Genomic DNA, 17841 nt, shown 5'->3' on the forward strand with positions numbered 1-17841 from the left:
CGCGAGCACAACGACAACAACGCGAACACACCATGACTTCGATGGACCGCCGTGATTTCCTTCGCGCCGCCGCCGCGGGCGCGACGCTCAGCCTGGCTTCGCCCGCCATCCAGCGGGCGCTGGCCATTCCTGCCAACAACGCAACCGGAACGATTGAAGACGTGCAGCATATCGTCGTCTTCATGCAGGAAAACCGCGCGTTCGACCACTACTTCGGCACGCTGCCCGGCGTGCGCGGCTTCTCGGACCGCATCACGATTCCCCTGCCCCACGGCGCCAATGTATGGCAACAGAGCGACGGCACACGCACGCTGATGCCGTTCTACCTGGACAGCCGCAAGGGCAACGCGTTGCTCGCAGGCGGCGCGCACAATTGGGCCGACGCCCACGAGGCCTGGGACCACGGCCGCATGACGCATTGGCCCAAGTTCAAGGGCGACGCCTCGATGGGCTATTTCCAGGCCTCCGACCTGCCGTTTCATTTCGCGCTCGCCAACGCCTTCACGATCTGCGATGCCTACTACTGCTCGCTGCATGGCGGCACCAATGCGAACCGGCTCTTTCTGTTCACCGGCACCAACGGCCCTACGGCCTCGCCTTATGCCGTGGTCGACAACAATGGTTGGGACAACATCGGCGCGCCGTCCACGGGCCTGAAATGGACCACCTATCCGGAACGCCTGCAGGCCGCAGGCGTGACGTGGAAAGTGTACGAAAACCAGCCCGATAACTACACCGACAATCCGCTTGTGGGGTTCGCGAACTATCGCAAGGTGCTCGAGGCGATCGATGGCTCGCCCAACCTGCCGTGGACCCAGGCGCTCGACGCACGCGAGCCGCTCTATAAAGGGGTAGGCAATACCATGTCCGACGGCGGCTTCCTGCAGGCGCTCAATGACGACATTGCGACAAACCAGCTGCCTCAGGTGAGCTGGATCATCGCGCCGCAAGCCTATTCCGAACACCCCGCCGTTTCGACGCCGGGCCAGGGCGCGTACTATCTTCAACGGCTGCTCGACGCGCTGACGCGCAACCCGGACATCTGGAGCAAGACCGTGCTCTTCGTGAACTTCGACGAGAACGATTGCTTCTTCGATCACATGCCGCCGCCTTGCCCACCATCGCCCATCAAGGACGGCGAGTACGCAGGCAAATCCACGGCCACTACGCGCCACGAATACTTCACCATGCCGAACCCTCCCGGCGACGGCAAGCCGGTCAAGCCAGACGGCTTGCCGTTCGGGCCGGGGCCGCGCGTGCCGATGATCGTTGTTTCGCCGTGGAGCACGGGCGGCTATGTGAACTCCGAAGTCTTCGATCACACGTCGGTGCTGCGCTTCATCGAAACGCGCTTCGGCGTGCGCGAACCGAATATCAGCCCGTGGCGGCGCGCGGTATTCGGCGATTTCACCTCGGCGTTCAACTTCAGCACGCCGAATGAAAAGCCCGTGCAGGCGTTTTCCGCCCCCACGAAGGCCGACGCCGATGCGCTCAACAAGCAGCAGAACGCGCTCAAGCCCGTGCCGGTGCCGCAGCCTGGCACGCAAGCCATGCCGCAGCAGGCGCGCCGCGCGCGGCCCTCGCGCGCGCTGCCGTACCGCCTCAACGTGGATGCGAGCGTCGACGGGCGTCATCACAAGGTTCAACTGGCGTTCGGCAACGAAGGCAACGCCGGCGCCGTCTTCCACGTGTACGACACGCTTCATCTCGACAGGTCGCCCCGCCGCTACACCGTCGAAGCCGGCAAGACACTGCGCGACACGTGGACGCCCAGCGCCGCTGACGACGGCGCCTACCACCTGTGGGTGCTTGGCCCGAACGGTTTCCATCGCGCCTTCGAGGGCAATGTGCGCGCGGCCGCGCATGGCCCCAATCCCGAAGTGCGCGTGCGCTACGACGCCGCGAACAATGCACTTGAGCTGAGCATCGCGAATCGCGCGAGCGCAGCTTCGAACGTGAGCGTGGCGGCCAATGCCTACCGCAGCGACGGGCCCTGGACTTACGCGTTGCGCGCCGGCGAACAGGTGCAGTCGAACTGGGCGCTCGCGGATTCGGGCGGCTGGTACGACTTCACGCTGACCGCGGAGAACGGCGTGCTAAGGCGTTTCGCGGGCCGGGTAGAAACCGGCAGGGACAGCGTGAGCGATCCGGCGATGGGTGCGTGAGGCGCCTGAGAACGCATCCGAAGCGCCCACGCAGTACACTGCCCGTTCCCTTCACGATGGCCGCGCGCGACGTTGCGTCCAGGACGTTCGATACGCATTCAACGCGCGTTGGAAAGCGCGGCCAGCCTTCCCCCTCAAGGAGCCCGCATGAAAATCGATCTGACTGGAAAACTCGCGCTCGTCACCGGCTCGGCTGCGGGCATCGGCCTTGCCGCGGCCAAGGGCCTCGCGCTCGCGGGCGCCGACGTGATCGTCAGCAGCCGTCACACCGAAAACGTGCGCGAAGCCGAGGCGGCGCTGCGTACCGCTGCGCCCGGCGCGCGGGTGCAGGGCTTCGTCGGCGATCTTTCCAGTGCCCAGGGATGCGACGCGCTCGTGAAGGCGCATCCGCAGGTGGACATCCTCGTGAACAATCTCGGCGTGTTTCAGCAGCAGGACTTCTTCGAGATTCCCGATGCCGAGTGGCTCCGCTTCTTCGAAACGAACGTGATGTCGGGCGTACGGCTCTCGCGCGCCTATGCGAATGCAATGGTCAAGCGCGGCTGGGGGCGCATCGTGTTCATCTCATCGGAATCGGGATTGAACATTCCCGCCGACATGATCCACTATGGCATGACGAAAACCGCGCAACTCTCACTCGCACGCGGCCTCGCCAAGCGCCTTGCGGGCACGGGCGTCACGGTCAATTCGGTGCTGCCGGGCCCCACCCTTTCCGATGGCGTGACGCACATGCTCAAGGACGAAGTGGCCGCTTCGGGCAAGACCGTCGAGGAAGTCGCCGCGCAGTTCGTGCAGACGCATCGCGCCTCTTCCATCATCCGGCGCGCGGCGAGCGTGGAGGAAGTGGCGAACATGATCGTCTACGCATGCTCAAAAGAGGCTTCCGCGACCACGGGCGCGGCCTTGCGTGTGGATGGCGGCGTGGTGGATACGATCGCGTGATGCCTCCGGCTGCAAGCCTGGCTGTTTAATTCGCAATACGAATGACACGAAGGCATCCGTCGAATACAAAAATGCAGCCCGCCTGGGCGGGCTGCGATTCGACTGCCACTAGCGTGGCTCGCTATTAGCCCCTTCTTACGACGCCAAGCACCAACGTGACGAGGAAAATCACGAGGAAGATGAAGAACAGGATCTTGGCGATCGATGCCGCACCCGCCGCAATGCCGCCAAAACCGAACACGGCCGCGATGATCGCGATGATGAAGAAAATGACAGCGTATTGAAGCATGACGTCCTCCTGCATCCGGTGCAACCCGGCTCAAGGGTGGTCGCCGCGCCCCGGCGCCGCGTGCGGTCGCCTGATGCCCGGCATCTGGTTGAGCAGGACGGATCTACGCGCCCGCCCCTGCAGAATCCACTGCAGCAAGCGCGGTGCCCGGCATCGGGCAGGGGTCCGAGGGGAATGATGTGACGGAATCGCCTCGCAAGGGTGCTAGCAAACAAGCGCGCACCGGACAAGCGCGCGCTTCGTGATGCGTTACGCCACTTGCGGATGCCAGCCGGCGCGCTGGAACGCCGTGGCGAAGAAGAGCACCTGGTAGCGGATCGAGTTCGACCAATAGGACCACGTGTGGCCGCCTGGACGTTCCGCGTAATCGTGAGGCACGCCTAGTTCGACGAGCTTTTCATGCAGCGTGCGGTTCGACTGTACGAAAAAGTCGCTCACGCCGCAGTCGATCGTGAGCGCGATATGGGCGTGTGCGAAGTCCTGCGCGCTATCCACGATCGCATTGTTGTTCCAGAACGACGCGTGTCGCGCGGGGTCGCCGAATACGTGATCGATGCCGGGCTCGTCTTCGCAGTTGCGCGGATCGACAGCGCCGCTAATGCTGCCGGCCGCACCGAACGTCTCCTGCCGGTCCAGCGCAATACGCAGCGCGCCGAATCCGCCCATGCTCAAACCCGTGATCGCCCGCGCCTCGCGCATCGCGATCGTGCGGAAATGCGTGTCGATATACGACACGACCTCGCTGCCCACATACGTTTCGTAACGACTGCTCCGATCGAACGGGCTGTCGATATACCAGCTCTCGTGACCGCCGTCCGGCATCACGAGCACGACGTGATAGCGGTCGGCGAGCTTGCCGATGCGGGTGTTCGAGGTCCAGTCGGCATAACTGCCGCCCGAACCGTGCAGCACGTAGATCACCGGGAAGCGCGAGGCGTGGTTGCCACGCGCGTAGTCGTCGGGCAAGACGACGGTCGCGTCGAACGAGCGCTGCATCGCGGCGCTAGGGATCGAAACGACACGCGTCTGGTAGGCCCAGACGGGAGCACTGAGAAGCAGCGCCAGAACGAACCAGCACGCGCGGACAATAGCCATGAGAAGTCGCTCTTGTGTTGACTGCCACGAAAGACAACTGCTTTCGTAGACTCTAACAAGGACCACTTACAGCCAAATTTCAGCGTGCCATACCCGCATTTTCGAGCGCACCCTCTATCTCACCAAGCCGGCTGCGCAGGCCAACGATCAATCGCCGTTGCGCCGCCTGCGCCGCAGCCGCCCTTCGGGCTCGCCCTCATGCAACAAACCCTTTTGACGCGCCGTGAGCGGATCGGTCAAACACGGCTCCGCGTCGAGTTCCTGCTCGAAACGCTCCCACATGCCCGCAGGCGTATTCGCCTTGCCGACGCGCGTGCCGATCGTGAGCCGGATCTGGTTCGCCCGGCTGATGGTGGAGCGCAACCGGTGGATTTCCCATAGCAACCGCAATACGACGGGCAAGGGATTCCGGTCGTAGATTTCAGCCAGTTCCGCCGCCGTGAGCGGAGGGAAGTGACGATGATCCCGTCCCATTTTCCGCCCCAAAAACACTGTATATTTATACAGCCTATCACATGTCAGAATGATTCTGAAGGAAGGGACGGAGACGACCATGTGCACGAACTACGCCGCCGCACGCCGTGACTACCTCTTCAGGCACTACGGCGTCCTGCCGCCCGACGACCCGTGGCGCGACGAGATCTTCAAGGACTATGCCGCGCCGGTCATCCGCCGGGCGAGCCCGACGGACGATCTGCCCGGGACTCCCGATGCGCGCGAAGCCCTGCTCGCGACGTTCGGCATGGTGCCGCGCAAACAGATTGCGCCCGGCGTGAAGGTGTTCGACACGATGAACGCGCGCGCCGAATCGGTGGGCGAGAGGCGCAGCTTCAGCGGCGCATGGAAGAAGCTACAGCTGTGCCTGATTCCATGCGAGGCGTTTTTCGAGCCGAGCTACGAAACCGGCAAGGCGGTGCGCTGGCGCATTGGTCTCGCCGACGGCGCGCCATTCGCCATTGCCGGCTTATGGCGCGAGTGGGACGAAGGCGAGGCCGGCAAGGCGTACTCGTTCACGATGCTCACCGTCAATGCGAGCGATCATCCGCTCATGAAGCGTTTTCACAAGCCCGGGGACGAGAAACGATCCGTAGTGATCGTGCCGCCTTCCGAGTATGAGAGCTGGCTGGCGAGCCGTTCGATGGACGAGGCGAGGTCATTTCTCAATCTGTATCCGGTGGAGGGGATGGCGGCCGAGCCTCAGCCCCTGCCCCCGCGCGTGAGCCCGAAGCCCGATTCGAACGGCCAATAGCAAACGACCCGGGAAAACGACCCGGCAAACCGGGTCGTTTAGCACTCCACGTCAATCAAACCAGCAACGTGAATCAGAAGTTGAAGTTATCGATATTCGAAGCATCGAACGTCGTGGGCGGCCCGAGAATCACTTCACCGCTCTTGCCGATGGTGCGCTTGCCGAGCTTGCCTGCTTCAAACGACTCGCCTTCCTTGCCCGTGATGGTGCCCGAAGCAAGATTGGCGGCCGCATACGCGGCGAGGTAGCCGAGTGCACCCGGATCCCAAAGCTGGAACGCCTTCACGGTGCCGTTCTTCACGAACGCACGCATCTGGTTAGGCGTGCCGAGGCCCGTCACCACCACCTTGCCCTTGCTCGGCGACGAAGAGATATAGCGCGCCGCCGCGGCGATGCCGACCGAGGTGGGCGCAACGATCGCCTTCAGGTTCGGATACGCCTGCAGCAAGCCTTGCGTCTCGACGAAGGACTTCTGGTCGTCGTCGTTGCCGTAGGCGATCTTCACGAGCTTCATCTTCGAATACTCGGGCTTCTTCAGCTCTTCCTGCATCCACTTGATCCAGGTATTCTGGTTCGTCGCGTTAGGCGTGGCCGAGAGAATCGCGAACTCGCCTTCGCCGCCCATCAGCTTCGAAACGAGCTGGATCTGGCCGCGGCCAATGCTCTCCGCGTTCGCCTGGTTCACGAAGATCTGCCGCCCTTCGGGCGCCGTGTCCGAGTCGAAAGTCACGACCTTGATGCCTTGATCCATCGCGCGCTTCAAATACGGCACGAGCGCATTCGCATCGTTGGCCGCGATAACGATCGCGTCCTGATGCTGCGTGGTCAGCGTATTGATGTACGAGACCTGCGAGGACGCGCCCGCGTCCGAAGGACCCACTGCCTTGCCTTCGCCCTTGAACTCCTTGATCGCGTCCAGACCGCCGTTATCGGCGATCACCTCGTAGGGGTTGTTGATCTGCTTGGGCACGAACGCGATCTTCAGCCCTTCCTTGATGCCGGCCGCATGCGCCGCGACACCGCCTCCCACTAGCATCGCGCACAGCAGGGCCGTGCACACGTGACGTACTGGCTTTCTCATGAATCGTCTCCTCGATGGGTACCGGACGCGTCCGGCTGATTGACTGCCTCTTGACTTCCTTGCCCTTCTTCACACCTCGTTCATGCCGCCCGCGCCAGTGCGCGCCGGTCACGCATCGTGCGCCAGCGCGCAGCGAGATTCGGGATCAGCACCGAAGCCAGCAGCAGCGCCCCGGTCACGATCGTGAGCGTTTCGCTCGACACATCGACGAGCGTAAGCGCGTTCTTCAGTACACCTACGATCAGCAGCGAGAGCAGCACGCCGTACATCGACCCGCGCCCGCCAAAAATACTCACGCCGCCGAACAGCACCGCCGCGATCACCGAAAGCTCAAAGCCCTCGCCGTTGTCGCCGCGTGCGCTCGTGAACCGCAGCGTATAGACGATGCCCGCGAGCGCGCTCATCACGCCCGACAGCACGAAGAGGCGCAGCTTGATCTTCGGCACGTCGATGCCCGAGAACGACGCGGCCGTGGTGTTCGCACCGATCGCGAAGAGGCTGCGGCCGAACGCCATCGCCTGCAGCCATATCGTGAACACGATCGCGCACGCCGCGACGATCAGGAACGGCAACGGGATGAACGTGTTGCCGAGGTTGCTCATGCCAAAGAGCGTATAAGCGGGCGGGAAGTCGGCAATCGCCTGATCGCCGAGCAACACGTAGGCCAGCCCGCGAAACAGCGCGAGCGTGCCGATCGTCACCGCGAGCGAAGGCAGATTGAGCTTCACGATCACGAGCCCGTTGAAGAGACCCGCGAGGCCGCCTGCCACGAGCACGAGCGCCATGGCGACCGGCATCGGCAAGCCCATGTGCCAGAGCACGCCGAGCAACGCGCTCGAAGCGCCGAGCACCGAGGCCACCGAAAGATCGATTTCGGCGGCGACGATGATGAGCGTCATCGGCAAGGCCATGAGCGCGACTTCGGTGAGGTCCGCGAGCACGTTGCTGATGTTCGCCCCCGTGAGAAAAACCGGCGAGAGCACGCGCCCCACCACCATCGATGCAATGAGAATGACGACGAGCAGCGCTTCCCAGCTGAGCGGCAAGCCGGGCTGGCGCGTGAGCAGCGCGGCGTCGGGTTTCGGGGCGTTCTTAGCCATGGTCGCGTTTCCTCATCATGCGTTTTGCCACGGAGCGGGCGAGCAGCGTATCGGCGGCGATGGCGGCCACGATCAGCGCGCCCTGAATCGCCTGCTCCCAGAACGGCGAGACGTGCAGCACCACGAGCGCGATGCTGATCACGCCCAGCACGAGCGCGCCGAGCGTCGCGCCGAGTATCGTGCCCACGCCGCCCGTGATCGCCACGCTGCCGACCACGGCGGCCGCCACCACCTGCAGCTCGATGCCCTTGGCGGTGCTCGCGTCCACGGTGCCGAAGCGGGCGAGCCACAGCGCGCCGGCCAGGCCCGCTATCGCGCCGCTGATCAAGAAGCCCGTCGCGACGCGGCGCTCAACGTTGATACCGGCAAGGCGCGCCGCTTCCGGGTTCGAGCCGATCGCGTAGTATTCGCGGCCCGGCCGGAACTGCTTGAGATACACGGAGAGCGCAGCAAGCAGAACGATCGCGATGAGCGCCAACACCGGAACGCCGAGCACAGAGCCCGTGGCGAGCCGCGAAAACGCGTCGGGCAGGCTCGTGGCGTTGATCTGGCCGCCATGCACCCACGCGTAATCGGCACCGCGGAAGATGTAGAGCGTGGAGAGCGTCGCGACGAGCGACGGCACGCGCCCCACGGCCACGAGCAGCGCGTTGATCGAGCCGGCCACGAGTCCGATGGCGAGCCCCGCGACCAGCGCCACGAGCACAGGCATGTGCGGGAACGCGACGTAGAGACTGCCCACGCCATAGGCGCTGATGCCGACCGTCGAGCCGATCGAGAGATCGATATGACGCATCAGGATCACGATCGTCATGCCCGCCGTGAGCAAGCTCACGATGGAGACGTTGAGCAGCACGTCGCGCAGGTTCTGCAGGTTGAGGAATTGCGGCCGGGCGAGCGCCGTACCGCCCACGATCAGCAGCAGCACCACGAAAAGCGTGGTCTCGCGGCTGCGCGCCAGCGCTTCGGCCAATGCACCCGCGTTGCGCCGCTGCGGGCGCGGCTCGCCGCCGTGCAGGGGATGAGGAGAAGTGGAATGGCGCATCATGCGGCGTGCCCCAGATGAATGTTGGTTTCGCCGAGCGCGGCGCTCATGATGCGCTCTTCGTTGGCGTCGGCACGTGCGATATCGGCGGTGATGCGGCCTTCGTGCATGACGAGCACGCGGTCGGCCATGCCGATCACCTCGGGCAGTTCGCTAGAAATCATCAGCACGGCCATGCCCTCTTTCACGAGTTCCGCGAGCGCGCCGTAGACTTCGGCCTTCGCACCCACGTCGATGCCGCGCGTCGGTTCGTCGATGATGAGCACCTTCGGCCCGGTGGCGAGCCACTTGCCGAGCACCACCTTCTGCTGGTTGCCGCCGGAGAGCGTGCCCACCGGCGCGTTCAGATCGCTCGCCTTCAGACGCAGACGCTTGCCCCATTGCCCGGCCAGCTCCACTTCGCGCCCCGTGGAGATGAGGCCGAAGCGCACGAGCCGCCCGAGCACCGTGAGCGAGGCGTTGCGCGCAATGCTCAGTTCGAGCGCGAGACCTTGCTGACGCCGGTCCTCGGGCACGAGCGCGAGGCCGGCCTTCACGGCGGCAGCGGGCATGCCGGAGGCCAGCGGCTTGCCCGCGATCTGCACCTGCCCCGCGTCGGTCGGATCGATGCCGAATATCGCGCGCGCCACTTCGCTGCGCCCCGCGCCCACGAGCCCCGCGAGCGCGACGATCTCGCCCGCGCGCACGTCGAACGAAATGTCCTTGAAGACGCCGCGGCGCGTGAGGCCGCGCACGCGCAGCATCACTTCGCCCGGTTGCACGTCCGCCTTCGGGTAGAACGTCGCAAGGTCGCGTCCCACCATCTTCGCGACGATGTCCTGGGTCTTGAGCGTGGCCGTGGGCGCGTCGAACACCTTGGCGCCGTCGCGCATGATCGTCACGTGCTGCGTGAGCGCGAAGACTTCTTCGAGCCGGTGCGTGATGAAGAGAATCGCCACGCCACGGTCGCGCAGCGTGCGCGCGATCGTAAAGAGCCGCTCGACCTCGGGCAGCGAGAGCGCGGCCGTGGGCTCGTCCATGATGAGTACGTTCGCGTTGAGCGAAAGCGCCTTCGCAATTTCGATCACCTGCTGGTCCGCAATCGAAAGTCCGCGCACGAGCCGTTCGGGCTTCAATTCGACGCCGAGCGACTGGAGCAGCGCCGCGACCTCGCGATGCATCGTGTCGTAGTCGATGCGGCCCACGCGATCCACGGGCTGACGCCCCATGTAGATGTTCTCCGCGATCGACAGATCGAAGAACAGTGTGGGTTCCTGATAAATTACCGCGATACCGGCGTCGCGCGCCTGAGCGGGCGTCGCGAACGCGCGCTCCACACCGTCGATGCGCATTGCGCCGCCATCGGGCTGATACACGCCCGCGAGGATCTTCACGAGCGTCGACTTGCCCGCGCCGTTTTCGCCGAGCAGCGCGTGCACCTCGCCGGGCATGAGGCTCAGGCTGCCGTCGATGAGCGCGCGCACGCGCCCGAACGACTTGCTCGCGTTACGCAGTTCGAGCCGCGGAGTGTCGCCGGACCTGCTTTTTGCTTCTGCTTCCACGCCTGTCTCCCTGTCGTTGCGCGCACACTCAAATGCGGTAGATACGTTCCGCGTTGCCGCGAAACAGCGCCGTGTGTTCGCTCTCGCTGGCGCCGCTCACGATCGACGCATACGCATGCCAAAGCTTCGAATAGCCGCCGAACAGGCGGTCGACCGGAAAGTTCGAGGCGAACATCGCGCGATCCGCGCCGAACGCGTCGATCGTTTCCAGCACATAAGGGCGCAGGCTTTCGACGCTCCATGCATGGTCGAACATCGCCAGTCCGCTGATCTTCACGGCCACGTTCGGGCATGCCGCAAGCAGGCGCAGGCCGTCGCGCCATGCGCGGTAGCCCGCCACGCTGCTGCGGTCGACGAACATGCCCGCGTGGTTGATCACGAGCTGAATGCCGGGATGCGCACGCGCGAGCGCGGCGGCCTCCTCCATCTGCGAGGGATATAGCTGCAGGTCGAACGACAGACCGTGCTTCTCCAGCAGCGCGAAGTTCTCGCGCCACGCCGCCTCGCGCATGTAATGCCGCCCCACGTAGTCGTAGAGCTGGTTCTCGTGAACGTTGAGAATCTGGCGAATGCCGCGCGTACGCGCAAACGCCGCGTGCGCCTCGAGCAGCGCAGGCGCATTGGGCGAACTGAGATCGCAGGCCGCGACGATCGCGTCGGGCAACGCACGTGGCTCCCCCGCATTCTTGGCAATATCCGCGAGCCCTTCCAGCCAGCGCGTTTCTTCCACCGGATCGTCCGGGTCGTGATTCGCTTCGACATGCACGACCTTGAGCACGTCGATGTCGCCGGCCTCGCGCAACAGGTCGGCGGGCAGATAGTTGTGCTTGAGTTCGCGCGCATCACAGACGAACGACGTGCCCGGATTCGCGAGCCACGGGTAATGATGCGTATCGAGGTTCCAGAAGTGGACGTGCGGATCGACGACCTGCATGGCATGTTCCTCGCGTGTGCTCAAGGCAAATGAAAGACCTGCACGAGCGGCTGTTGCAGCGGCACGTTGTGGGCATCCGTCTGCATGATGTCGGCCATGTAATCCCACCATTTGCGCATGACGGGCAGCTCGGGCAGCGCGTCCATGGTGTGATCGTCGCGGCGCTCGAGCACGGCAAAGAGATGGTGCGTCGCTTCGTCGAGAAAGATGCGGTAATTTTTTACGCCCGCATCGCGCAGCGCGCTCGCCAGTTCGGGCCAGATTTCGCGGTGACGCCGCTCGTATTCGTCCCGCTTGCCGGGATCGAGCTGCATGCGAAACGCAATTGTCTCCATGATCGTGTCTCCGTCCAGCCTTGATACGTCGTGCGCTTGTACCGCTCATGCGAAGCAGGGGCACGCGTCGACTCGGTGTTTGCCCTGGCTTCGCGGTGCGCGGTTGCACGCGTTTTTACGTGGTTAGCTGCGTTGTGATCCGACTATAATTCCCGCATCGATAGCCAACCAATCCGATGTTGGGATCGGGCGATGCACAAACCGGATCGCTCCATGAACCATCACACTTCCGTCGTCGCACTCGTCAACCGGCTCAGATTCAAGCACCTTGCCCTGCTCGTCGCGCTCGACGACGCGCGCAATGTTCATCAGGCCGCCGATGCCATCAACGTGGCGCAGCCCAGCGCGAGCCGCATGCTGAGCGACATCGAGGAAGCGTTCGGCTTCCGGCTCTTCGAGCGCAACGCGCGCGGCATGCAGCCCACCGCGCTCGGCGTCGTCACGCTCGCCTACGCGCGCCGCGCGCTTGCCGAACTCACGCGCTTTGCCGAAGACCTCGACGTGAAGCGCCGCGGCGGGCACGGCCAGCTCACCGTGGGCGCGATCATGGGCGCCGCGCCCGACCTGCTCGCGCAAGCCGTCGCCACGCTCAAGACCGAACGGCCGCTGCTGCACGTGCGCATCCTCGGCGAAACGAGCGACCAGGTCGTGCAGCTGCTGCATCGCCGCGAAGTCGATCTCGCGCTCGGGCGCCTCACCACGCCGCTGCAGCACAACGATTTCAGCTTCGAACCGATCGCGCGGGAAACGCTCGTGCTCGTGGTGCGCGCGCGCCATCCGCTTGCGCGGCGCGAACAGGTCACGCTCGCGGAACTGATGGACTGGCCGTGGGTTGCGCAGCCCATCACGAGTCCCGCGCGTGAATTGTTCGAAGGCGAACTCGCGCGCGCCGGTCTCGGCACGCCCGCCAATCTCACCGAGTCGGCCTCGATCTTCGCCACGCTGCAACTGCTCGAAAGTTTCGACGCCGTGGCCATGTTGCCCGAGCCGGTCGTGCGCGACCATGTGCGCGGCAAGCTGCTCGTCGTGCTGCCACTCGAAATCGGCAAGAGCCTGCCGGGCTACGGCGTGCTCACGCGCAAGAACGAGCCGCTCGCCGAGCCCGCCGAGCATTTCGTCGGCTTGCTGCGGCGCTTTTCGCAGCCCTTCAAGATGGACGATATCGCTCACGATGGTTCGCACGCGGTCGTGCTCGCTCCTCATTGATACGCGTGGGCCCAGGGCTCACTGCAGATTCACGAATAGCCCGCCGTCCACGAGCAGCGCGGCGCCCGTCACATAGCGCGCGCGGTCCGAGGCGAGAAACACCACGCATTCGGCCACGTCCTCGGGCGCGCCCAGCCGCCCGAGCGGAATGCGCTTTTCGAAGTACGCACGCTTGCCTTCGTCGCTCAGGTCTTCGGCGTTCAGGTCGGTGGCGATGGTGCCCGGCATCACCGAATTGCAGCGTATGCCATAGGGCCCGAGCGCGATCGCACACGACTGCATGAGCGAATGCACGCCGGCCTTGGTCGGCGTATAGTGCGTCTGCATGCCGCCGCCCACGAGCGCGCTGATCGAACTCGTCGCCACGATCGCGCCGCCCGTGCCCTGCTCCTTCATTTGCCGCGCGACGGCCTGGGTCACGTAGAACGCGCCGTTCAGGTTCACGCCTATCGTGCGTTCGAGCACGGCGGGCGGCATGTCGAGAAACGAGTGGAACGGGCAGATGCCCGCATTGCTGGCGAGCACATCGACCTTGCCGAAGCGCTCCACCGTCTGACGCACGAGATCCACGCCCGTTTGCGGCGCGGCCACGTTGCCTTCCAGCGCGAGCGCGCGGCGTCCTAGCCGCTCGATCTCGCCTAGCACCTCGTCGATCGCCGAGCGACGGCCGTACGAGGCGTCGTTGTCACCCCAGTAGTTGATCGCGACATCGGCGCCCTCGCGGGCGCTCGTAATCGCAATGGCGCGGCCAATGCCGCGCGAACCGCCGGTGACGATCACCACCTTGTCCTTGAGCAGCACGTGTTTCTCCTCGTAGCTTGTGATGAGCCTCGCCTGGTGCGCGTTCGGCGCGCTCAGTGCGTGTATGGCCGGGAAAGTTTGCAGTCCGGATTGAGCCGAACACCGAAGCCCGGCGCATCCGGCACCTTGAGCCGTCCTTGCACCGGCACCGGTTCGTCGAGCAGCAGCGGTGTAAACATCGGCACCACCTTGTCGGCCTTCGGCGCCATCATGAGGAATTCCGCGAACGGCGAGTTATGGCGCGTCACGACGAAGTGATAGCTGTACACCGAGGAGCCGTGCGGTACGACCAGCACGTTGTGCGCGTCGGCGAGCGCCGAGATCTTGATGAGTTCGGTCATGCCGCCGCACCAGTTCACGTCGGGCTGGATCAGGTCGCAGCAGCCCATTTCCAGCAGCATGCGAAAGCCCCAGCGCGTGGCTTCGTGCTCGCCGGTGGAAACCATCATGCCGCGCGGCACATTGCGGCGCAGTTCGGCATAGCCCCAGTAGTCGTCGGGCGGGAGGCATTCCTCGATCCACTTGAGGTCGTACTCTTTTGCGGCCTGGGCGAGGCGCGTGGCATAGCGCACGTCGAGGCTCATCCAGCAGTCGTACATGAGCCAGAAGTCGTCGCCCACACGCTCGCGCATGGTGGCGAGCAGTTCGAGGTTCTTCCTGAGGCCCTCCTCGCCTTCGGCCGGACCATGCAGCAGCGGCAGCTTGCCGCCGATGAAGCCCATTTCCTTTGCGAGATCGGGGCGCGCGCCGGTGGCGTAGAACATCAGCTCGTCGCGCACGGGGCCGCCGAGCAACTGATACACGGGTTCCTTGCGGATCTGCCCGAGCAGGTCCCACAGTGCGAGATCGACGCCCGAAATGGTGTTGAGCACGACACCCTTGCGGCCGTAGTAGAGCGTGGCGTAGTACATCTGATCCCACATCTTCTCGATGTCGGTCACGCGCTGCCCTTCGAGAAAACGCGCGAGATGCTTCTCGACGATGAATGCGCCGATCTCGCCGCCCGTGGTCACGGCAAATCCCACAGTGCCGTCGCTCGCCTCCACAACCACGACGAGCGTGCCGAGCACGTCGATGCCGAACGAGCGGCGGCTCTGACGATACTCGGGATAGCGCGCCATCGGCGTGGAAATATGGTCGTCGATCCAGTGGCCGTCGGGTTGATCGTGATAATCGGCGCCGCCGCCGCGCACGGTGAAGGCTCGCACGTGTTTGATGGTTGGCATGGCCATGTTACGTAGCTCCTGGGTAAAGGATTAGCGCGCGCGCCGCACGGGCGGCTCGAATGAGCGAGCCGCCGGCGCAACGGCGCGCGGCGCGACGACAAGAATGAGCAGCGCGGCGGCAATGCTTGCAAGCCCGAGCAGTTCGAGGCCCGCCGCGTGGGAAGCAAAGTTTCGGTCGGCGGCGGCGCGCAGCATCGGCGCGATGAAGCCGCCCAGGCCGCCGAGCGAATTGATGAGCGCGATGCCGCTGGCCGAGGCCGCGCCCGCGAGATCGCGCGCCGGGAAGGTCCAGAAGAGCGGCTGCGCCGCGATGAAGCCGCTCGCCGCGCAGCACAGGCCGAGCATCGCGACGATCGCGCCCGCGGTGCCGCCAAGGCCTGCCGCCAGGCCCGAGACGGCGATGCCGATGCCCGACATCACGAGCAGGCGCGCGGCCCAAGCGCGATGCCCTCCGAGGCGGTCCGCGCGGCGCGGCACGATCCACGTGAGCGCCACGGCGCACAGCCAGGGCACGGCCGCGAGCAGGCCTACCTCGAGGCCCACGGAGGCGCCCACGAGCGAGGCCACCTGTTGCGGCAGAAAAAAGATCACGCCGTACACGCTCATCTGGATCAGCGCATAGATGCCGGCATAAGCGAGCACGCGGCGGTCGAACAGCGCGGCGAGCGCATCGCGCGGGCCGTGCGCGGCGGCTTCACGCGCGTCGAGCTGGATCGCGCTCGTGAGCGCGCGGCGCTCGTCGGGGGAGAGCCAGCGCGCGTCCCCGGGCTTGTCGACGAGATACCAGAAGGCCCACACGCCCACGGCCGAGGCCAGCCCGCCTTCTACGAGAAAGAGCCACTTCCAGCCTGCGAGCCCGAAGGTGCCGTGCATCTCGAGCAGGAGTCCTGACAACGGCCCGCCGAAGATGAAGGCCAGCGGCGCGCCGAAATAAAACACGCCGATGGCGCGCGCCCGCGAGGACTGCGGAAACCACTGCGTGAGGTAATAGATGATGCCGGGGAAGAAGCCCGCTTCGGCCACGCCCAGCAGGAAACGCAGCACATAGAACGAAGTCGGCGACTGCACCCACGCCATCGCCGCGGAAATCATGCCCCACGTGACCATGATGCGGCACATCCAGATCCGCGCGCCCACACGGTGCAGCGCGAGATTGCTCGGCACTTCGAAGAGTGCGTAGCCGACGAAGAACACGCCCGCGCCGAAAGCGAATGCCGCGTCCGAAAGGCCCGTATCGTGCAACAGCGCCTTTTGCGCGAAGCCGATGTTCGCGCGGTCGAGAAACGCGAGCACGTACATCAAGAGCAGGAAGGGCAAAAGGCGGCGCATGGCCTTGCGGCCCGCGGCTTCCGCCAGCGTAGGTGCCAAGGTAGGTGCCTCGATCGACATCGATGTCTCCTGTCGGCGCTCTTCTGTTACCACCGCGCCGTTATCGTGATCCCGCGCGTTGTCCGGCCGGTGCGCGCGGGTCCTGCTTCCCGCCTCAGTATGTCGCGCGCCCGCCCGAAAGATCGAATACCGAGCCGGTACTGAACGCGCAGTCTTCCGTCGTGAGCCAGACGATCATCGAAGCCGCCTCGTCCGGCATGAGGAAGCGGTTCATCGGGATCTTCGCGAGCATGTAGTCGATATGCTGCTGCGACATCGAATCGAAAATCTCGGTCTTGGCCGCCGCCGGCGTCACGGCATTGACGAGCACGCCCTTCGTGGCCAGCTCCTTGCCGAGCGACTTCGTCAGTCCGATGAGCCCGGCCTTCGATGCGCTGTAGTGCGAAGCATTCGGATTGCCTTCCTTGCCGGCCACGGAGGCGATATTGACGATGCGTCCATAGCCCTGCTCGATCATGCGCGGCACCACGGCGCGGCAGGTCAGGTAGCTGCCGATCAGGTTCACTTCGATCACGCGGCGCCACACGTCGACGGGTAGTTCCCACGTGAGACCATTGCCGCCCGTGATGCCTGCGCTGTTCACGAGCGCGTGAATCGCGCCGTGCGTTTTCACGGTTTGCTGTGCGGCTGCCTCGACCGAGGCTTCGTCGGTCAGTTCGACCGTCACCACCGAAACCTTGCCCAGCTCCGACAACTCGGCGCGCGCGCGTTCGAGCCGTTCCGCGTCGATGTCCCAGAGCGCGACCGACGCGCCCGAACGCAATGCCCGCTGCGCCACGGCATAACCCAGACCGCGCGCGCCGCCCGTCACGACCATCACGCGATTGTTCAGATCCAGTTGATTCATTGCGCCTGCTCTCCTTGTTCCGCCACGAGGCGTTGCTGTTGTTCGCCCAGGCCGCTCACGCCCAGCCGCATGGTCTGTCCCGCGCGCAAATAGATGGGTTCCGGCTTCTGCCCCATGCCGACGCCCGGCGGCGTGCCGGTCGAGATCACGTCGCCGGGCTGCAGGCTCATGAACTGGCTGATATAGGAAACGAGCGTGGCCACGTCGAAGATCATCGTGCGCGTGTTGCCGTTCTGGTAACGCTTGCCGTCGACTTCGAGCCACATGTCGAGCGCCTGCGGGTCGGCGATCTCGTCGCGCGTGACAAGCCAGGGGCCGAGCGGCGCGAAGGTGTCGTAGCCCTTGCCCTTGTCCCACTGGCCGCCGCGCTCGATCTGCCATGCGCGCTCGGAAACATCGTTGACCACGCAATAACCGGCCACATAATCGAGCGCGCGCTCGCGCGGCACATTGCGCGCTGCTTCGCCGATCACCACACCCAGCTCGACTTCCCAGTCGACCTTCTTCGCGCCCGGGGGAATCAGCACGTCGTCGTTGGGGCCGGTGATCGAACTCGTTGCCTTGAGGAAGAGCACGGGCTCTGTGGGGACGGGCAT

At 64.9% G+C, this 17841-nt stretch carries 18 protein-coding genes; 4 read left to right on the forward strand and 14 right to left on the reverse strand.

Features of this window, described 5'->3' with window-relative positions; all coding sequences use genetic code 11:
* The first annotated feature begins 32 nt into the window (after window positions 1–32).
* Together AB4Y43_RS09615 and AB4Y43_RS09620 are read left to right on the forward strand one after the other, a co-directional pair.
* Window positions 33–2165, forward strand: a complete 2133-nt coding sequence (locus AB4Y43_RS09615; protein ID WP_368727682.1) for a phosphocholine-specific phospholipase C — start codon at window positions 33–35, stop codon at window positions 2163–2165.
* 147 nt (window positions 2166–2312) lie between these two features.
* Complete coding sequence (locus tag AB4Y43_RS09620; RefSeq protein WP_069266094.1) at window positions 2313–3107, forward strand: SDR family NAD(P)-dependent oxidoreductase; 795 nt, start codon at window positions 2313–2315, stop codon at window positions 3105–3107.
* Between the two features lie 124 nt (window positions 3108–3231).
* Here the strand turns inward: AB4Y43_RS09620 and AB4Y43_RS09625 are convergent, their stop codons facing one another.
* The 3 genes from AB4Y43_RS09625 to AB4Y43_RS09635 form a co-directional block, all read right to left on the reverse strand.
* Complete coding sequence (locus AB4Y43_RS09625; RefSeq protein ID WP_028210724.1) at window positions 3232–3396, reverse strand: DUF1328 family protein; 165 nt, start codon at window positions 3394–3396, stop codon at window positions 3232–3234.
* A gap of 249 nt (window positions 3397–3645) precedes the next feature.
* Window positions 3646–4491, reverse strand: coding sequence for an alpha/beta hydrolase family protein (locus AB4Y43_RS09630; protein ID WP_342947120.1), 846 nt, complete (start codon window positions 4489–4491; stop codon window positions 3646–3648).
* 147 nt (window positions 4492–4638) lie between these two features.
* On the reverse strand, window positions 4639–4965 hold the full coding sequence (locus tag AB4Y43_RS09635; protein ID WP_141710740.1) for a hypothetical protein: 327 nt from the start codon (window positions 4963–4965) through the stop codon (window positions 4639–4641).
* Between the two features lie 79 nt (window positions 4966–5044).
* Between AB4Y43_RS09635 and AB4Y43_RS09640 the strand changes: the two genes are divergently transcribed.
* Complete coding sequence (locus AB4Y43_RS09640) at window positions 5045–5740, forward strand: SOS response-associated peptidase (RefSeq protein WP_069266097.1); 696 nt, start codon at window positions 5045–5047, stop codon at window positions 5738–5740.
* A gap of 73 nt (window positions 5741–5813) precedes the next feature.
* Here the strand turns inward: AB4Y43_RS09640 and rhaS are convergent, their stop codons facing one another.
* The 6 genes from rhaS to rhaM all read right to left on the reverse strand — a co-directional run bounded on the left by rhaS (window position 5814) and on the right by rhaM (window position 11776).
* Window positions 5814–6821 carry a rhamnose ABC transporter substrate-binding protein gene (rhaS, locus tag AB4Y43_RS09645; protein ID WP_069266098.1) on the reverse strand — a complete coding sequence of 336 codons (1008 nt, stop codon included), beginning with the start codon at window positions 6819–6821 and terminating at the stop codon, window positions 5814–5816.
* Between the two features lie 80 nt (window positions 6822–6901).
* Complete coding sequence (locus AB4Y43_RS09650; RefSeq protein WP_368727683.1) at window positions 6902–7921, reverse strand: ABC transporter permease; 1020 nt, start codon at window positions 7919–7921, stop codon at window positions 6902–6904.
* Window positions 7914–8969, reverse strand: a complete 1056-nt coding sequence (locus tag AB4Y43_RS09655; RefSeq protein WP_368727684.1) for an ABC transporter permease — start codon at window positions 8967–8969, stop codon at window positions 7914–7916. Before AB4Y43_RS09655 ends, AB4Y43_RS09650 begins: the two co-directional genes overlap by 8 nt.
* Entirely contained in the window at window positions 8966–10507 is a 1542-nt protein-coding gene (locus tag AB4Y43_RS09660; RefSeq protein WP_368727685.1) for a sugar ABC transporter ATP-binding protein, read from the reverse strand. The genes AB4Y43_RS09655 and AB4Y43_RS09660 overlap by 4 nt, the downstream gene beginning before the upstream one ends.
* A 28-nt stretch (window positions 10508–10535) precedes the next feature.
* Window positions 10536–11441, reverse strand: coding sequence for an amidohydrolase (locus tag AB4Y43_RS09665; RefSeq protein WP_368684950.1), 906 nt, complete (start codon window positions 11439–11441; stop codon window positions 10536–10538).
* 20 nt (window positions 11442–11461) lie between these two features.
* Window positions 11462–11776 (reverse strand): L-rhamnose mutarotase, encoded by a 315-nt coding sequence (rhaM, locus tag AB4Y43_RS09670; protein ID WP_321909459.1) that lies wholly within the window; start codon window positions 11774–11776, stop codon window positions 11462–11464.
* Between the two features lie 213 nt (window positions 11777–11989).
* On the opposite strand from rhaM, the gene AB4Y43_RS09675 reads away from it, so the two are divergent.
* Window positions 11990–12982: a LysR family transcriptional regulator gene (locus tag AB4Y43_RS09675; RefSeq protein WP_069266186.1), complete on the forward strand. Its 993-nt coding sequence runs from the start codon at window positions 11990–11992 to the stop codon at window positions 12980–12982.
* Between the two features lie 18 nt (window positions 12983–13000).
* On the opposite strand, the gene AB4Y43_RS09680 is transcribed toward AB4Y43_RS09675, so the two are convergent.
* The 5 genes from AB4Y43_RS09680 to AB4Y43_RS09700 form a co-directional block, all read right to left on the reverse strand.
* Window positions 13001–13783, reverse strand: a complete 783-nt coding sequence (locus AB4Y43_RS09680; RefSeq protein ID WP_368603418.1) for an SDR family NAD(P)-dependent oxidoreductase — start codon at window positions 13781–13783, stop codon at window positions 13001–13003.
* Between the two features lie 53 nt (window positions 13784–13836).
* Window positions 13837–15015, reverse strand: a complete 1179-nt coding sequence (gene rhmD / locus AB4Y43_RS09685) for an L-rhamnonate dehydratase (RefSeq protein WP_368727686.1) — start codon at window positions 15013–15015, stop codon at window positions 13837–13839.
* Window positions 15016–15039: 24 nt separating this feature from the next.
* Window positions 15040–16398 carry an MFS transporter gene (locus AB4Y43_RS09690; RefSeq protein WP_368684948.1) on the reverse strand — a complete coding sequence of 453 codons (1359 nt, stop codon included), beginning with the start codon at window positions 16396–16398 and terminating at the stop codon, window positions 15040–15042.
* A gap of 94 nt (window positions 16399–16492) precedes the next feature.
* A complete protein-coding gene (locus AB4Y43_RS09695; RefSeq protein ID WP_069266107.1) occupies window positions 16493–17245 on the reverse strand; it encodes an SDR family NAD(P)-dependent oxidoreductase in 753 nt (250 codons plus the stop codon).
* A partial coding sequence (locus AB4Y43_RS09700; protein WP_368727687.1) for a fumarylacetoacetate hydrolase family protein occupies window positions 17242–17841 on the reverse strand: 600 nt, incomplete at its 5' end. The genes AB4Y43_RS09700 and AB4Y43_RS09695, both read right to left, overlap by 4 nt.

Source organism: Paraburkholderia sp. BR10872 (assembly GCF_040965835.1).
GTDB classification, from domain to species: domain Bacteria; phylum Pseudomonadota; class Gammaproteobacteria; order Burkholderiales; family Burkholderiaceae; genus Paraburkholderia; species Paraburkholderia nodosa_A.

What these genes read in the sequence shown, in the direction of transcription:
- AB4Y43_RS09615 (WP_368727682.1), top strand. Translation starts at nt 33, where the DNA reads ATGACTTCGATGGACCGCCGTGATTTCCTTCGCGCCGCCGCCGCGGGC.
- AB4Y43_RS09620 (WP_069266094.1), top strand. Translation starts at nt 2,313, where the DNA reads ATGAAAATCGATCTGACTGGAAAACTCGCGCTCGTCACCGGCTCGGCT.
- AB4Y43_RS09625 (WP_028210724.1), bottom strand. Translation starts at nt 3,396, where the DNA reads ATGCTTCAATACGCTGTCATTTTCTTCATCATCGCGATCATCGCGGCC.
- AB4Y43_RS09630 (WP_342947120.1), bottom strand. Translation starts at nt 4,491, where the DNA reads ATGGCTATTGTCCGCGCGTGCTGGTTCGTTCTGGCGCTGCTTCTCAGT.
- AB4Y43_RS09635 (WP_141710740.1), bottom strand. Translation starts at nt 4,965, where the DNA reads ATGGGACGGGATCATCGTCACTTCCCTCCGCTCACGGCGGCGGAACTG.
- AB4Y43_RS09640 (WP_069266097.1), top strand. Translation starts at nt 5,045, where the DNA reads ATGTGCACGAACTACGCCGCCGCACGCCGTGACTACCTCTTCAGGCAC.
- rhaS (WP_069266098.1), bottom strand. Translation starts at nt 6,821, where the DNA reads ATGAGAAAGCCAGTACGTCACGTGTGCACGGCCCTGCTGTGCGCGATG.
- AB4Y43_RS09650 (WP_368727683.1), bottom strand. Translation starts at nt 7,921, where the DNA reads ATGGCTAAGAACGCCCCGAAACCCGACGCCGCGCTGCTCACGCGCCAG.
- AB4Y43_RS09655 (WP_368727684.1), bottom strand. Translation starts at nt 8,969, where the DNA reads ATGATGCGCCATTCCACTTCTCCTCATCCCCTGCACGGCGGCGAGCCG.
- AB4Y43_RS09665 (WP_368684950.1), bottom strand. Translation starts at nt 11,441, where the DNA reads ATGCAGGTCGTCGATCCGCACGTCCACTTCTGGAACCTCGATACGCAT.
- rhaM (WP_321909459.1), bottom strand. Translation starts at nt 11,776, where the DNA reads ATGGAGACAATTGCGTTTCGCATGCAGCTCGATCCCGGCAAGCGGGAC.
- AB4Y43_RS09675 (WP_069266186.1), top strand. Translation starts at nt 11,990, where the DNA reads ATGAACCATCACACTTCCGTCGTCGCACTCGTCAACCGGCTCAGATTC.
- rhmD (WP_368727686.1), bottom strand. Translation starts at nt 15,015, where the DNA reads ATGGCCATGCCAACCATCAAACACGTGCGAGCCTTCACCGTGCGCGGC.
- AB4Y43_RS09690 (WP_368684948.1), bottom strand. Translation starts at nt 16,398, where the DNA reads ATGTCGATCGAGGCACCTACCTTGGCACCTACGCTGGCGGAAGCCGCG.
- AB4Y43_RS09695 (WP_069266107.1), bottom strand. Translation starts at nt 17,245, where the DNA reads ATGAATCAACTGGATCTGAACAATCGCGTGATGGTCGTGACGGGCGGC.